General features: G+C 35.2%; 14 protein-coding genes. 7 read left to right on the top strand and 7 right to left on the bottom strand.

Annotation, left to right across the window (positions count from 1 at the left end; all coding sequences use genetic code 11):
• Window positions 1-5 precede the first annotated feature (5 nt).
• The 5 genes from QLS31_RS00495 to hemA form a co-directional block, all read right to left on the bottom strand.
• Complete coding sequence (locus tag QLS31_RS00495) at window positions 6-1,667, bottom strand: ATP-binding protein (RefSeq protein WP_282741736.1); 1,662 nt, start codon at window positions 1,665-1,667, stop codon at window positions 6-8.
• Between the two features lie 144 nt (window positions 1,668-1,811).
• Window positions 1,812-2,837 (bottom strand): uroporphyrinogen decarboxylase, encoded by a 1,026-nt coding sequence (hemE, locus tag QLS31_RS00500; RefSeq protein ID WP_282741738.1) that lies wholly within the window; start codon window positions 2,835-2,837, stop codon window positions 1,812-1,814.
• A 22-nt stretch (window positions 2,838-2,859) separates the two neighbouring features.
• Entirely contained in the window at window positions 2,860-3,543 is a 684-nt protein-coding gene (locus QLS31_RS00505; protein ID WP_131914539.1) for a uroporphyrinogen-III synthase, read from the bottom strand.
• Window positions 3,543-4,460, bottom strand: a complete 918-nt coding sequence (hemC, locus tag QLS31_RS00510) for a hydroxymethylbilane synthase (RefSeq protein WP_282741740.1) — start codon at window positions 4,458-4,460, stop codon at window positions 3,543-3,545. Before hemC ends, QLS31_RS00505 begins: the two co-directional genes overlap by 1 nt.
• Entirely contained in the window at window positions 4,460-5,716 is a 1,257-nt protein-coding gene (gene hemA / locus QLS31_RS00515) for a glutamyl-tRNA reductase (RefSeq protein WP_282741742.1), read from the bottom strand. Before hemA ends, hemC begins: the two co-directional genes overlap by 1 nt.
• A gap of 228 nt (window positions 5,717-5,944) precedes the next feature.
• Here hemA and QLS31_RS00520 point away from each other — a divergent pair, with 228 nt between their 5' ends.
• From QLS31_RS00520 to QLS31_RS00550, 7 genes are all read left to right on the top strand, one after another.
• Complete coding sequence (locus QLS31_RS00520; RefSeq protein WP_282741744.1) at window positions 5,945-6,820, top strand: AraC family transcriptional regulator; 876 nt, start codon at window positions 5,945-5,947, stop codon at window positions 6,818-6,820.
• 99 nt (window positions 6,821-6,919) lie between these two features.
• Complete coding sequence (gene hemH / locus QLS31_RS00525; protein ID WP_282741746.1) at window positions 6,920-7,975, top strand: ferrochelatase; 1,056 nt, start codon at window positions 6,920-6,922, stop codon at window positions 7,973-7,975.
• Entirely contained in the window at window positions 7,976-9,331 is a 1,356-nt protein-coding gene (locus QLS31_RS00530; protein ID WP_099713908.1) for an MATE family efflux transporter, read from the top strand.
• The gene (locus QLS31_RS00535) at window positions 9,318-9,872 is read left to right on the top strand and encodes a CopD family protein (protein WP_282713249.1); all 555 of its coding nucleotides are present in this window, start codon (window positions 9,318-9,320) and stop codon (window positions 9,870-9,872) included. The genes QLS31_RS00530 and QLS31_RS00535 overlap by 14 nt, the downstream gene beginning before the upstream one ends.
• A gap of 58 nt (window positions 9,873-9,930) precedes the next feature.
• The gene (locus QLS31_RS00540; RefSeq protein WP_282742149.1) at window positions 9,931-11,346 is read left to right on the top strand and encodes an ATP-binding protein; all 1,416 of its coding nucleotides are present in this window, start codon (window positions 9,931-9,933) and stop codon (window positions 11,344-11,346) included.
• Between the two features lie 10 nt (window positions 11,347-11,356).
• Window positions 11,357-12,139: an enoyl-CoA hydratase-related protein gene (locus tag QLS31_RS00545; protein WP_282713248.1), complete on the top strand. Its 783-nt coding sequence runs from the start codon at window positions 11,357-11,359 to the stop codon at window positions 12,137-12,139.
• Between the two features lie 147 nt (window positions 12,140-12,286).
• Complete coding sequence (locus QLS31_RS00550; protein WP_099713912.1) at window positions 12,287-12,685, top strand: hypothetical protein; 399 nt, start codon at window positions 12,287-12,289, stop codon at window positions 12,683-12,685.
• Window positions 12,686-12,824: 139 nt separating this feature from the next.
• Here the strand turns inward: QLS31_RS00550 and QLS31_RS00555 are convergent, their stop codons facing one another.
• Both QLS31_RS00555 and QLS31_RS00560 read right to left on the bottom strand, forming a co-directional pair.
• Entirely contained in the window at window positions 12,825-13,478 is a 654-nt protein-coding gene (locus QLS31_RS00555) for an HD domain-containing protein (protein ID WP_282741749.1), read from the bottom strand.
• A 90-nt stretch (window positions 13,479-13,568) separates the two neighbouring features.
• A complete protein-coding gene (locus QLS31_RS00560; protein ID WP_099713914.1) occupies window positions 13,569-14,558 on the bottom strand; it encodes an acyl-ACP desaturase in 990 nt (329 codons plus the stop codon).
• Window positions 14,559-14,566: the final 8 nt, after the last annotated feature.

A 14,566-nucleotide genomic window follows, 5' to 3' on the forward strand; every position in this document is an offset into this window, starting at 1 on the left:
AGTATTTAAACAATTTCCCAAAAATACCCTGGAGTATTGATAATCTTACCTTCCATTCTTAATGCAGAAAGATAATTAGTAACCTTGTTCTTCTTCTTTTCTTTCGAGAGAGCAGTTGATAATTTAGGAATAATTAAGTTGTCAATTTTATCTCGTTTTGTTTTTCCCCATTTTTTAAGATATTCTAATATCATACCTTTGAAATGCGAATCATCAAAACTACGATTAGCCAGATATTCAACTTTTAAATCTTCGTCATTCGTAGATTCAATAATTTTATATGATAAATAAATATTAGGTCTTCTACCTTCAACACACTTTAATTTTTTTAGATGTTTAAATTCATTTTCTGAAATTTCTTTTTGTTTTTGAACTTTATCTAACAAAATGATTTCGTCTAAACCTAAATTTGAGTTTTTGATAATAATTTTAGCAAAGTTATCATCTAAAATTTTACCTGTTATAGTCACTTTCACCTTATTATCTTCAAAATTATAATCTGGTAAAGGAAAAAAACGTTGTTTTTGAAAGTTAAATATTTTTCGAATGCCTCCTCCTTGTGTTTCTATCATATCCAGATTTTTCATTGCTTCAACCAAAAATGGATTTCTATAAACTTCTTCGGGTGTATCATTCAAAACCACATCCTCAACTGACTTTGGTAAAAATGAGCCATAATTAGAAAACACTAAATGATCATCTTCAAATTCGACAACGTTAATTCTTGCCCCTTTAGAATAATCCTGATGCGCAATAGCATTATTTAAAGATTCTCTTATAATAAATGGCTCGTATCGCAATACTTCATCTGGAAATAACGTCCCATCTCGTAAATAGCGGTATTTTAAATTTCTAATTTTTTTATAAACTTCATCAACTGATAATATGAATGGAATAGAAAATATTTCAAAATCTTTATCTTGATTATCAATCGTTTTTAGATTCCACCTAATTTTTACAGAAGAACCTAAATAATGTTCTGATTCATCTTTTCCTAAAAGAATTAGAGCTGTTCTAGTTATCTTTCCTTTAATGGTAAGTTTTGCTTTGTTTAAAAAATCTACATCATTCCAATTGTCAACTTCATCAGAATATTTAGGATTTCTTTTTTTAAATTCAACTCTAGCTTTTTTCATAGCCTCTGAATCTAAATCTTCTATAGATGCTTCTGGAATAATACCTTTAGACCAATCTTCGTTAACTTGAACCTGTTCAAGAATTGCATCCAATCTTGCTTTGGTCATTTCGACCAAATTATCATCAATACGTTGCCAAGTTTTTTTATGAGCATAAACCGGTAACCTGAACTGATGTTTTGGAATATGGAAAATCCAAACTACTTTATTTGTATCTGAAGAAATAAATTGTTCAACCTGAAAAAGATCCGAATTTAGATTAGAACAGTTTCCAATAACTCTATATTTAATGTTTTCAATAGTATAGTCCGCAAATTCTTGAATACCAACAATAGCATGTGTTTTGTCTTGAATACCAATTACCAAATTACCTCCTTGCATATTTGCAATCGCAGAAACATAAGAGATGACATCGTCACCTGCTCTTCCTGAAATAGCACTTTTTAAAGACTTAAATTCTTTCCACTCACATTTTTCATTTTCTTGTGGGTATTTAGTTTTTAGGTAATTCTGTAATTCATTTTCTGTCATTTTAAATAATTTATCAATAAGTTTCTAAAACGGGGATTAGACATTAACAAATCTATGTTATTTTAAGAAGGTGAAGTAATAATTGAATTATTCTTTCATTATAATTAGCTTTTCTTCCCAAAATGAAAAATGAGTATCTAAATACTACTGATTGTATTCCTTCACAGCATCAATAAACGCTTTCGCGTGATCCACAGGAATATTTGGTAAAATTCCGTGACCTAAATTCACGATGTATTTGTCTTTTCCGAATTCATCAATCATTTCGTGCACCATTTTCTTAATCACCGGAATTGGAGACAATAATCTTGATGGGTCAAAATTCCCTTGTAATGTAATATTTCCACCTGACAAGTATCGTGCATTTCTTGGAGAACACGTCCAGTCAACTCCTAATGCTGATGCTCTACTTTTTCCCATTTCATTTAATGCAAACCAACATCCTTTTCCGAAAACAATTACCGGAGCATCATCAGCCAATGCTTCAATGATTTGGTTGATGTATTTCCAAGAGAATTCTTGATAATCAACCGGAGAAAGCATTCCACCCCAAGAATCAAAAATTTGCACGGCGTTTACTCCCGCTTTTACTTTTTCTTTCAAATATAAAATAGTGGTATCGGTGATTTTTTGCAATAAAACATGAGCTGCTTCTGGATGTTGGAAACAAAATCCTTTGGCCATATCAAAACTTTTAGAACCTTTCCCCTCCACTGCATAACACATAATTGTCCAAGGAGAACCTGCGAAACCAATTAATGGCACCTCATCATTCAGCATTTCTTTGGTCAATTTGATAGCGTCAAAAACGTATCCTAATGTTTCATTAACATCTGGAACAATTACTTTTTCTACATCTTGAATCGTACGAATAGGATTTGGTAAAAACGGACCAAAATTTTCTTTCATCAACACCTCAATTCCCATGGCCTGTGGAATTACTAATATATCCGAAAACAAAATTGCAGCATCCGGAGCAATTCTTCGTATTGGTTGTACGGTGATTTCAGCAGCCAATTCTGGCGTTTGGCAACGCATGAAAAAATCATATTTATCACGCAATGCGATGAATTCAGGCAAATATCTTCCGGCTTGACGCATCATCCAAACTGGTGGACGTTGTACTGTTTCTCCTTTTAGTGCTCTTAAAAATAGGTCGTTCTTAATCATGTATTTAAATTTTAGCAGATAGCTAGATGCTCTCCGTTTTATAATATTCAATAACTTCCTCAATCACCTCTTCGATAGTTGGTGTTTCGGCAATTACTATGTTTTTAATTTTCTTCGTTTCTAATGCTGATGCTGTAGTTGTGCCTATGCAAAAACAAACTTCATTCTTGATTTTATTATTTGTCAAATAACTTTCAACGCCAGATGGGCTAAAAAATAGAATTCCGTCAAAATTTTCTTGGTCTGATATTTTAAAAGGCGCAAGTGTTGTTTGATACACTTCGATTTCATTAAAAGTTATTCCTGCACTTTTTAATGCTTCAGGCAACGTTTCTTTACGCAAATTTCCGCTCAAAAAAGTATAGCTTTCCTTATTGTAAATTAAAGTGATTATTTCGGCTAATTCAGAGGCGTAATCCAAATAAACGTCTACTGTAAAGCCATGCGATTCGAGTAATTCCTTGGTTTTAATACCAACACAAAAAACAGGTTTAGTCTTTAAAACTTCCCAACCGTTTTGTTCAATCAAACTTAAAACAGCATTTTGGCTGCTAAAAATTAAGTTGTTGTTGATGGTCTTCAGTTCAAAAAGGTTATTTTTAATTTCGATGAAATCTTGTTCTAAAAGATCAAAATTAGCGTCAAGAAATACTTGCCTCTGTTCTGCCGACAATGTTTTAGTGGATAAAATGCTTGTTTGGCTCATTATTTCTTCAAATTAATTTTAATTGCTGTCATCAATTCTGCTCCGCCATTTTCTAAAATTTCTTTGGCACAATAAAAGCCTAATTTCTTCCATTCTTGCATCGGAACGGTTTTTTCTATTTCGATTTTTTGCTTCCCATCGATTGAAAATAAAACTCCTTTAAACAAAATATCATCTTCTACAAAAACTGCTAAAGCGCCAATTGGTGCCGTACAACCACCTTCCAGTGTTTTTAGAAACTGTCTTTCGATATGGGTACAAACTTCGGTATCAATATCGTTAAGTTCGTTTAGCGCTTGTCTGGAGAATTCATCATCAGCCATCGCAACAACGACCATTGCACCTTGAGCCGGCGCCGGAATCATCCAATCCAAATCAATATAATTGGAAGGTTTCAAGTTGATTCTTTCTAATCCTGCTGCCGCAAAAACAGCTCCGTTCCAATCGCTTTCCTGCAATTTCTGCATTCTGGTATTGACGTTTCCACGCAAATCAACTACGTTGTGATTGGGATATTTATTGAGCCATTGTGCCTGACGACGCAAACTTCCTGTGGCAATTGTACCTGCTCCGTTAAGAAAATCAAGGTTGCCTTTGTGTACCAAAATATCCAACGTATTGGCTCTTTCCAGAACAGCTGCCTGAACAATTCCTACTGGCAAAGCTGTAGGAACATCTTTCATGGAATGCACCGCAACATCGACCTGACCATTAATCATGGCAATATCGAGCGTTTTAGTAAAAATTCCTGTGATTCCTAATTCGTAAAGTGGTTTGTCGAGAATGATATCTCCTTGTGATTTTACCGCTATAATTTCGGTTTTATGACCTAAATCATTTAGTTTTTTTTCGACGGTGTGGGCTTGCCAAAGCGCGAGTTCACTATCGCGGGTTCCTATGCGTATCGTTTTGCTCATTATTTTGTAATAGCTCCTATTTTGAAAACTTTCTCAATCCATTCTATACTTTCGTCTACCATAGTATCGTCGTCTTTCAAATGATTGGCAAAGTGAGTCGTTATTTTTTGGATAATTCTGTTGCTGATTATTTCAGCTTGCTCTTCATTGAAATTTGAAATTTTCTTACTTTGAAAATCCAATTCAGATGTTTTTATCGCATTCAATTTTGCTTTTAAAGCATTGATTGTTGGTGCAAATTTTCTGCCTTTGGTCCAAGTAATAAATTCCTCTTTTATTTCTTCGATGATGGCTTCAGCAGCAGGAATGTGTTTTTTCCTGTTTTCTAAAGTTTCGTCAGTAAGTTGTGACAAATAATCCATGTGAATCAGCGTAACACCTTCAATTTCTTCCACATTTTCATGCACATTTTTCGGAATCGATAAATCCAAAATCAACATTGGTTTTTTCAAATTCAGAATTGCTTTGTCAATAGTAGGATTTTGCGCGCCGGTTGCTACCACAACAACATCTGCTTTTTGCAGCTCCAAATGCAGTTCAGAGTAATCTTTTACGATTAGGTTCAATTTTCCGGCTAATTTCTCTGCCTTCTCTTTGGTTCTGTTGATTAAGGTAATATGTTCGTTTTTGGTATGCTTTACTAAATTTTCACAGGTATTTCTACCAATTTTTCCAGTACCAAACAATAGAATATTTTTGTTTCCAATGTCTTCTACATTCTTGAAAATATATTGAACCGCGGCAAAAGAAACCGAAGTAGCGCCTGAGCTAATCTCTGTATCGGTTTTTATTTTTTTACTGGCTTGGATAACGGCATTCACCAATCGCTCCATAAAAGCATTGGCTAAACCCAATGATTTTGATTGGGAAAAAGAATTTCTTATTTGTGCGATAATTTCAAAATCACCCAGAATTTGACTATCTAAACCTGTTCCTACACGAAACAAGTGACTAATCGCTTCTTGATTTTTATAGACAAAACCTACCTTTTGAAATGATTCAACAGAGCCTTGACTATTCTCACAAATTAATTTGATTAATTGAAACGGATGTTCCGCATAACCGTAAATTTCAGTACGGTTGCAGGTAGAAGTGACTATTAAACTCTCTATTCCTTCATTCTTAGCTTGTTCCAGCAAACGCGTTTTTGCAGCAGCGTCTAAACTAAACATACCTCTAATCTCAGCATCTGCTTTTTTATAGCTTAATCCAACTGCGTAAAAATAGTGATGCTTTGATGTGTTATTGTTTTCCATATTTGCACTTTTCCAGAAAGTGGAACAAAATTATCACTATAGTATTTATAAAAGTAACGCTAGAAGTTCTTTTTGTATCGCTAAGTGATTTTTTAGTTCCAATTGCTTATTTTATTGTAAAAAATTCTATTTTTGTAGTGAAATCAAGTTGTTTGAATCATCCTATTTAGAGCTGTTCTAAATAAAAGAGTCTGATAAATATCATTTTCATATTAAAAAAATATCGCTATGGGTTCTCAGGAAATTATAAAAATTGAGGATGATTTTACGCTCATTCGCTTTCAAAATGACAGTGTTGATGCCTTTAATGCACAACGCGAAGTAGATAGCGGACTGATTCAGTTTCACTTTGGAATCAAAGGAAAAGCCAAATTCATTTTCAACCAAGGCAACTATGCTTTGGAACTGAAAGAAGAAAAATCATTGCTTTTGTACAATCCACAAAAAGAGTTGCCTTTAAATTTGGAATTAGCACCAAATTCTTGGGTGATTTCCGTGATTATTTCCATCAAAAAATTTCATGCTTTGTTTTCTACAGAAGCGGATTATATTACTTTTTTGAGTGCTGATAATAAAGACAAAAAATATTATAACGAAGGAAATATCAGTCCATCGATGGCAATTGTTTTGTCGCAATTGTTCCATTACAGCTTACATCCCTCGATAAAAAACCTGTATTACAAAGGGAAAGGATACGAATTATTGAGTTTGTATTTCAATCGAACCGAAGATCCAAATGCAGAACAATGTCCGTTTTTAATTGATGAGGACAATGTAATGAAGATTAGAAGAGCCAAAGAAATCATCATTGCCAACATGGCCGAACCGCCAGGATTACAGGAATTAGCCGATGAAATAGGCTTGAATTTAAAGAAACTAAAAATGGGTTTCAAACAAATTTATGGCGATACGGTTTATGGATTTCTATTTGACTACAAAATGGATTTTGCCCGAAAATTACTGGACAGCGGCTCTTATAATGTAAACGAAGTAGGATTGAAAATTGGATACAGCACCGGAAGTCATTTCATAGCGGCATTCAAAAAGAAATTTGCCACCACGCCAAAGAAATATTTAATGTCAATCAACCCAAATATGCAGTAACCAATTGATTTCTTATATTAAACAATAAATAAAAAATAGTTAATCGCAATTTATAAAAAAGTAAGTTTATTTACTTTTGTGCCAACAAAAAAAGATAACATGAAAGGTGTATTATTAGTTAATTTAGGTTCTCCGGAAAGTCCAACTCCAAAAGATGTAAAACCATATTTAGATGAATTTTTAATGGACAAATACGTAATTGACGTTCCGTTTTTGTTGCGAGCATTATTAGTTCGTGGGATAATTTTACAAACAAGACCTAAAAAATCGGCTGCTGCTTACGCAAAAATATGGTGGGACGAAGGTTCTCCGCTTGTCGTTATTTCCAAAAGAATGCACGCCAAAGTAAAGCAATTAGTTGATGTTCCTGTTTCCTTAGCCATGCGTTATGGAAATCCATCTTTATTGTCTGGTTTACAAGAATTGCATGATAAAGGTGTGAATGAAGTACTGCTTTTTCCATTGTATCCACAACATGCAATGGCATCTACAACTACAATATTAGAACTAGCCGAAGAATTGCGAAAAAAGCACTTTCCGGAAATGAAATTTACCATTGTTCCTGCATTTTATAACAAACCTGATTATATAAAAAACCTAGCCGATTCTATCAAAGGCCATTTAGAAGGTTTTGATTACGATCATTTATTATTCTCGTATCACGGAATTCCAGAGCGTCACATTCGCAAGACAGACATCACCAAATCACATTGTAAAATAGACGGTTCTTGTTGCAACACGCCTTCGCCGGCACATGAATTTTGCTACCGTCACCAATGTTACGAAACCACAAAACAAGTGGTAAAATTATTGGGAATCCCAGAAGGAAAATACAGCCAGACCTTTCAATCGCGCTTAGCGGGGGACAAATGGTTGACACCGTACACGGATGTTGAAGTAAACAAAATGCCCGAAAAAGGAATTAAAAAACTTGCCGTTGTAACACCTGCGTTCGTATCCGATTGCTTGGAGACTTTAGAAGAAATTGCCATGGAAGCCAATCATGAATTCAAAGCTCATGGTGGTGAAGAATTTTTAGCCATTCCATGTTTGAACGACAGCGACGATTGGTGCAAAACAGTAAGCAATTGGATTTCAAATTGGTCCAACGCTTCTTCATCCGTCAAAGCTGGCTCTGAAAAAATTAACGCTTAAATGGCTGTTACCGCCGATGAGTTAGGAACTCAGGACATCAAAAAACTCTTGATAAAACAAGCCGTTCCGTCTTCTATTGGAATTTTATTCATGTCGGTTAATATTCTAATTGATACTATATTTGTTGGGCAATGGATTGGTTCTTTGGCCATTGCGGCGGTAACCGTAGTTTTGCCTATCACGTTTTTGATTTCTTCTTTGGGAATGGCGATTGGTGTGGGCGGAGGCTCTGTACTTTCCAGAGCATTAGGAGCCAATCACAAGGAAAAAGCATTGCATACCTTTGGCAATCAAATCATGATGACTTTTTTATTGGCATCTGTTTTTGTGCTATTTGGTCTTTTTTTCAGCGACGAAATGCTGATGCTTTTTGGCGCGAAAGGAGCCATAATGGAACCCGCCAAAGAATTTTTTATACCTATAATTATAAGCGTTCCGTTCTTGGCACTTTGCATGATGGGGAACAACGTGATTCGGGCCGAAGGCAAAGCAAAGTTTGCCATGGTCGCCATGATAATCCCTGCATTTATAAACATTTTACTAGACATTATTTTTATAAAATACCTGAATTTAGGAATGTTTGGCGCTGCTTTGGCTACAGCCATATCCTATTTCACGTGCTTTCTATTTGTGTTTTGGTTTTTTTATTTTAAAAGTGAACTACAACTAAAAGCCAGACATTTCAAATTCAATATTCCTATTGTAAAGGAAATAACCGAATTGAGTTTTGTGACTTTCTCGAGACAAGGAGTCGTGAGTATTTTAGCCATAATCCTGAATCATACATTATATACTTATGGCGGCGAACATTCCGTTGCTATTTATGGAATTATCAGCCGAATGTTGATGTTTGCCTTATTTCCAATTCTGGGAATCACACAAGGATTTCTGCCCATCGCCGGTTTTAATTACGGTGCGGGAAATTATGAAAGAGTCAAAGAAAGTGTGCTGCTTTCAATAAAATACGCTGCTTTTTTAGCCACCGTTATTTTTGTGGTTATCCTAATTTTTGCCAAACCTATAGTCGCTATTTTTACTACAGATCCACTCGTGATTGCTCAAACTCCGGAAGCGTTGCGCTGGGTTTTTGCGGCTTCGCCAATCATAGCGGTACAACTTATTGGTGCGGCTTATTTTCAAGCGGCGGGAAAGGCAAAAAAAGCATTGCTTTTGACCTTAAGCAAACAAGGGTTTTTCCTGATTCCGTTAGTGCTGATTCTACCAAATTTTTTAGGTATTTTTGGAGTGTGGATTGCATTCCCGATTGCTGATATTTTATCAACGCTACTAACTGGCTATTTTCTAAAAAAAGAAATGAACACAAAACTGATTCAAACTAACGATGGAATACTATAATTACCTTAAATCGCTGCACCTCATCTTTGTAATCACATGGTTTGTAGGTCTATTTAATATTGTTCGACTATTTGTTTACCAAATAGAAGCGGCAGATAAACCCTCGCCTGAAAAAGAAATTTTACAAAAACAATTTAAAATAATGACCTACCGCATGTGGTACATTATCACCTGGCCTTCGGCTATTTTAGCAAGTATTTTTGCTTTTTGGATGCTTTTTTTTACAGATTTAGGACAAGCTTGGTTAAAAATGCCTTGGATGCATGTAAAACTTGGCTTTGTATTTGTGTTGTATTTATACCATGCAAAATGCCATCAAATATTCAAGCAATTGCAACATAATCAAGTCAACTACACCTCTAATTTCATGCGCTTATGGAACGAAGGTGCAACAATAATCCTTTTTGCAGTCGTTTTTTTAGTTATTTTAAAAAATGCTTTCAACTGGATTTATGGCGTAATAGGAATAATTTTGTTTTCTGTTTTAATCATGCTTGGGTTTAAATTTTATAAAAAAATAAGAGAAAGAAATCAATCTTAATATGTTTAAAAGCTTCAAAATATCAATGCTTTCGTTACGAATCAGGATTTTCCTTTCGATGATTGTATTGATAATCATGGCGTCCGTTTTGTTAGCTTCTATTTCTATTATTCAGTTTAAAAACGAAGCCAAAGAATACCACCAAGAGCGCTTAGAACGAAAAGAAGATGCAATAAAAGAACATATAAATTATGTGCTTTCGACTACTACATATCCTTTGACAACGGAGAATTTAGGTTTGATTTTTAAAGATAAAATTCACGAACTGGCACAAATTCACAGTATTGAAATTAACATTTACAGTTTAGACGGAAAATTGCTAAAATCCTCCAAAGAATCATTTTCTGTAGATAAAGTCGCTCCGCCAATTCCCAAATACATTTTAAAACTGGTTCGCTCTTCGATTGAAAAAAGATACGTGGACATTAAAACTATTGATGGCAAAAAGAATCGTTCTGCTTTCAGTCAAATCAAAGACGATAAATTCAAACCGTTGGGAATCTTAAATCTTCCATACGTTGAAGACGACGGATACTATGAAAACGAATTAAAAAGCTTTCTAATTCGCCTGGGACAAGTGTATTCCTTTATGCTTATCGTCGCATTTGCATTGGCCTATTTCCTTTCTTCGTACATCACTAAATCGTTGAAAACGATCTCAGATAAGTTAAGCGAAACGAGTTTGAATCAAAAAAATGAGAAAATTGTTTTGGAAGCCAGCAGCAAAGAGATTAATCTTTTGATAAAAGCGTACAACGGAATGGTGGATGAACTAGAGAAAAGTGCCATCAAACTAGCGCAAAGCGAACGTGAAGAAGCTTGGCGCGAAATGGCGAAACAGGTGGCGCATGAAATCAAGAATCCGCTTACGCCAATGCGATTAACAGTGCAGAGTTTTCAGCGAAAATTTGACCCGACTGATCCCAATGTAAAGCAGAAAATGAATGACTACTCCGAAACTTTAATCCAGCAAATTGATACAATGAGCGCGGTGGCTTCGGCTTTTTCGAATTTTGCATCGATGCCGGCACAGCAAAATGAAACCTTAAACGTGGTGGAAGTAGTAGAACTTGCCATGGATATTTTCAACGAAGAATACATTGAATTCCAAAGTGATTCTCCCGAAATTATTTCGAAAATTGACCGAACACAACTCATTCGAATCATCACAAATTTAGCAAAGAATGCCATTCAGTCCATTCCGGAACAGCAGGAAAATAAGTCTATTGTCGTATCGGTAAAAAAAGAACTAAACAACGTTTTAATTACCGTTGCCGATAACGGAATTGGCATTCAGCCCAAGGACATCGACCGTATATTCGAACCAAAATTCACCACCAAAAGCAGCGGAATGGGTCTTGGTCTCGGTATTATAAAAAACATTATCGAAAATTATAAAGGAACGATTACCTTTGAAACTGAATTTGGAAAAGGAACTACTTTTATTGTCTCACTCCCAATAATTAACTCTTAAAATTACAATTATGAATTACGAAAACATTTTAATTGCAACTGAAAACAACATCGCAACGATTACTATTAATCGTCCTACAAAACTAAACGCTTTGAATGTTGCAACCATTTCTGATTTGAACAAAGCCTTCAAAACATTAGGGAAAAATGATGAAATTCGTGCTATTATTCTAACTGGAAGTGGTGAAAAAGCGTTTGTGGCCGGAGCTGATATTTCTGAATTTGCTAATTTTTCGATTGAAGAAGGAACGCAATTGGCGGCAGAAGGACAAGAGAAATTATTTGATTTTATAGAGAATTTAAAAACTCCGGTAATTGCAGCTGTCAATGGTTTTGCATTGGGTGGCGGATTAGAACTGGCGATGGCGTGTCATTTTAGAATCGCTTCGGAAAATGCAAAAATGGGATTGCCTGAAGTTTCACTAGGTGTAATTCCGGGTTACGGAGGAACACAACGTTTGCCACAATTAATAGGAAAAGGACGTGCGATGGAAATGATTATGACCGCAGGAATGGTAACTGCACAAGATGCGTATAGAACTGGATTAGTAAATCACGTTGTTCCTGAAGCTGAACTTTTAGACTACTGCGTGAACCTTGCAAACAAAATAATCAAGAATTCTCCTTACGCCATTGGCAAAGCCATAAAAGCAGTCAATGCTAATTTCAAAGAAGGAAAAAATGGCTATGAAGCCGAAATAAAAGCCTTTGGAAAATGCTTTGGAACAAAAGATTTTAAGGAAGGTACAACCGCCTTTTTAGAGAAAAGAAAAGCAGTGTTTACCGGGAAATAATAACAAAAGAGAGCCACATTGGTTCTCTTTTTAGTTTACAAGTGCTAATCCTTTAAAATAATCTTTCCTCAAAAAGAGATTGTTTGGCTTACAACACTTAATTTTACAGACCCGTTTCGGAATATAACACCATCTAAAATCAAACTTATGTCCTTCCAACCTGTATTTGTACTTTTCTGGGAAAAGGTAAAAGAAAGTATCGAAAACCATACGTACGCCAAACTAACGCTTGCTAAAACCATTGGTGATACGGAACTGAAAAATATTTATGTGCGTCCCGTTTTACTGGAGAATGACGTATTCAGTCTTTCGGTTACGGCGCGGTATAAAACCGAAGAAATAGAAAGTTTCCATTCGCTTGACGAAGCCTTTATTATATTGGCTCCGTATATGAACAACCCGTTTTTGACCGCTTTGTTGTTTACAACGGAAAATGACATCACCTTTAAACTGAATAAAAAAAGAGTGGGAAGTATTATTGAGCAAGCACCCACTTTTAAAAACGCTTCAGATGTGATTTTGGAAATGAAAGAAAAAGGAATTTAAAATTAGTGGTCAGTGAACAGAATTTAGTGATCAGTTCATGGTTTATGTGTAAAACAAGACTGAAATCGATTTTTTTTGGAGTACAGCGGTACAATTTCAACGTCAACAAACTGAATACTAAAAACTGAACACTGCTTACTTACTTTTCCCCTTCACATTCCGCATAAAACTGTGCCAGAAATCCTTCCATGTAACGGTGCCTTTCTTGCGCAATTTGTTTTCCGGCCTCGGTATTCATCTTGTCTTTCAAAAGCAATAACTTTTCGTAAAAATGATTGAGCGTTGGAGAATCATTCTTCTTATATTCTTCCTTTGTCATACTGGAATTTGGAGCGATTTTAGGGTCATAAAGCGCTCTATTTTTAAATCCGCCATAATTGAACGTTCTGGCAATTCCAATGGCGCCAATCGCGTCTAAACGATCTGCATCCTGAACTACATCCAATTCTATGGATGAGAATTTCTTTTCGAAATTACCGCCTTTGTATGAGATGTTTTCAATGATATTTACCACATGAGCGATGATTTCTTCGTCAACATTTTCTGATTCTAAAAATTCACGCGCTATTCTTGGACCAACGGTTTCATCACCATCATGAAACTTACTGTCGGCAACATCATGAAGCAAAGCCCCAAGTTTTACAACAGTGGCATCACAAACTTCATTTTTTGAAATCAGAACAGCATTTTTAAACACTCTTTCGATATGGAACCAGTCGTGTCCGCCTTCGGCATTTTCTAACTTTTCTTTTACAAAAAGAATCGTTTTGCTTATTAAATCAGGGTTTGTCATTGTTTATTTTATTTTAAAAAAAATGTTGAATTTCAAAGTTCTCCAACTTCAAAATTCAACATTTTTATTCTTTATTTAGAACTCAAAAATCTATCTTACTAAAGCTGGTTCTACCCATTTGAAAATATGTGATTCTTGTGGAATTACTAATCTTTCTGAAATTTTTGCCATTCTTGCCGGTAATTTCATCAAGTAATCACGAGCTTTTTCTGCTTCATCGGTCAAACCGGAAATTTTGTCAATTTCCCATTTGTCAATTAATTTTTGCATGATATCTACATAATCTGCTGCCGTGTAAACACCAATACGTTGTGCCGAATCAGAAAACTGTTCGAATGCAGTACTGATTTTTTCTCCGGATTCTCTCAAGAAATGCGCAGGCATAACGATTTTTGCTTTCATCATATATTGAAACGCAAGCATCATTTCACTTGGATCAACTTGAAAAATACGGTTTACAAATTCGCTGTACGCATGATGATGACGCATCTCGTCACCAGCAATCATTTTGCACATTTTAGACAATTTGTTATCCCCATATTTCTTAGCCATTTGAGCTACTCTGTTATGAGAAACGTAAGTCGCTAATTCTTGAAAACTGGTATACACAAAGTTTTTGTATGGATCTCTTCCGGTTCCAATATCAAAACCGTCGTTGATCAAGTGTTGCGTTGTCATTTCTACTTCGCGCATGTTCACACGACCTGATAAATACAAATACTTGTTCAGTAAATCACCATGACGATTTTCCTCTCCAGTCCATTGTCTGATCCATTTAGACCAACCGTTACGCTCTACATTATCAATTCCATCTACGTCCATTAACCAGGATTCGTAAGTTGGTAAAGCTTCCTCAGTAATGGTATCACCTACTAAAGTCACCCAGAAATCATAAGGTAATTCTTTTGCAATTTCACGTAATTCTTTCACCTCATCAAAAAAAGTATCGCTTTGGGAATTAGGCAAAAAATCTGTTGGTTGCCATATTTTTTCCACTGGAATTAGATACTGATCGACAAAGCTGTCTACGTTTTTTTCCAAAAACTGCATTACTTCTAATCGAATGTTTTTTATTGACATTATATATA

Source organism: Flavobacterium sp. XS2P24 (genome assembly GCF_030010285.1).
In the GTDB taxonomy this organism is placed as follows: Bacteria; Bacteroidota; Bacteroidia; order Flavobacteriales; family Flavobacteriaceae; genus Flavobacterium; species Flavobacterium algoritolerans.

Bases quoted from the DNA above. Each gene is read 5' to 3' on its own strand.
- hemE (WP_282741738.1), bottom strand. From the start codon at position 2,837: ATGATTAAGAACGACCTATTTTTAAGAGCACTAAAAGGAGAAACAGTA.
- hemA (WP_282741742.1), bottom strand. From the start codon at position 5,716: ATGGAAAACAATAACACATCAAAGCATCACTATTTTTACGCAGTTGGA.
- QLS31_RS00530 (WP_099713908.1), top strand. From the start codon at position 7,976: ATGGCTGTTACCGCCGATGAGTTAGGAACTCAGGACATCAAAAAACTC.
- QLS31_RS00555 (WP_282741749.1), bottom strand. From the start codon at position 13,478: ATGACAAACCCTGATTTAATAAGCAAAACGATTCTTTTTGTAAAAGAA.
- QLS31_RS00560 (WP_099713914.1), bottom strand. From the start codon at position 14,558: ATGTCAATAAAAAACATTCGATTAGAAGTAATGCAGTTTTTGGAAAAA.
- hemC (WP_282741740.1), bottom strand. From the start codon at position 4,460: ATGAGCAAAACGATACGCATAGGAACCCGCGATAGTGAACTCGCGCTT.
- QLS31_RS00520 (WP_282741744.1), top strand. From the start codon at position 5,945: ATGGGTTCTCAGGAAATTATAAAAATTGAGGATGATTTTACGCTCATT.
- QLS31_RS00540 (WP_282742149.1), top strand. From the start codon at position 9,931: ATGATTGTATTGATAATCATGGCGTCCGTTTTGTTAGCTTCTATTTCT.
- QLS31_RS00495 (WP_282741736.1), bottom strand. From the start codon at position 1,667: ATGACAGAAAATGAATTACAGAATTACCTAAAAACTAAATACCCACAA.
- QLS31_RS00545 (WP_282713248.1), top strand. From the start codon at position 11,357: ATGAATTACGAAAACATTTTAATTGCAACTGAAAACAACATCGCAACG.
- QLS31_RS00505 (WP_131914539.1), bottom strand. From the start codon at position 3,543: ATGAGCCAAACAAGCATTTTATCCACTAAAACATTGTCGGCAGAACAG.
- QLS31_RS00535 (WP_282713249.1), top strand. From the start codon at position 9,318: ATGGAATACTATAATTACCTTAAATCGCTGCACCTCATCTTTGTAATC.
- hemH (WP_282741746.1), top strand. From the start codon at position 6,920: ATGAAAGGTGTATTATTAGTTAATTTAGGTTCTCCGGAAAGTCCAACT.
- QLS31_RS00550 (WP_099713912.1), top strand. From the start codon at position 12,287: ATGTCCTTCCAACCTGTATTTGTACTTTTCTGGGAAAAGGTAAAAGAA.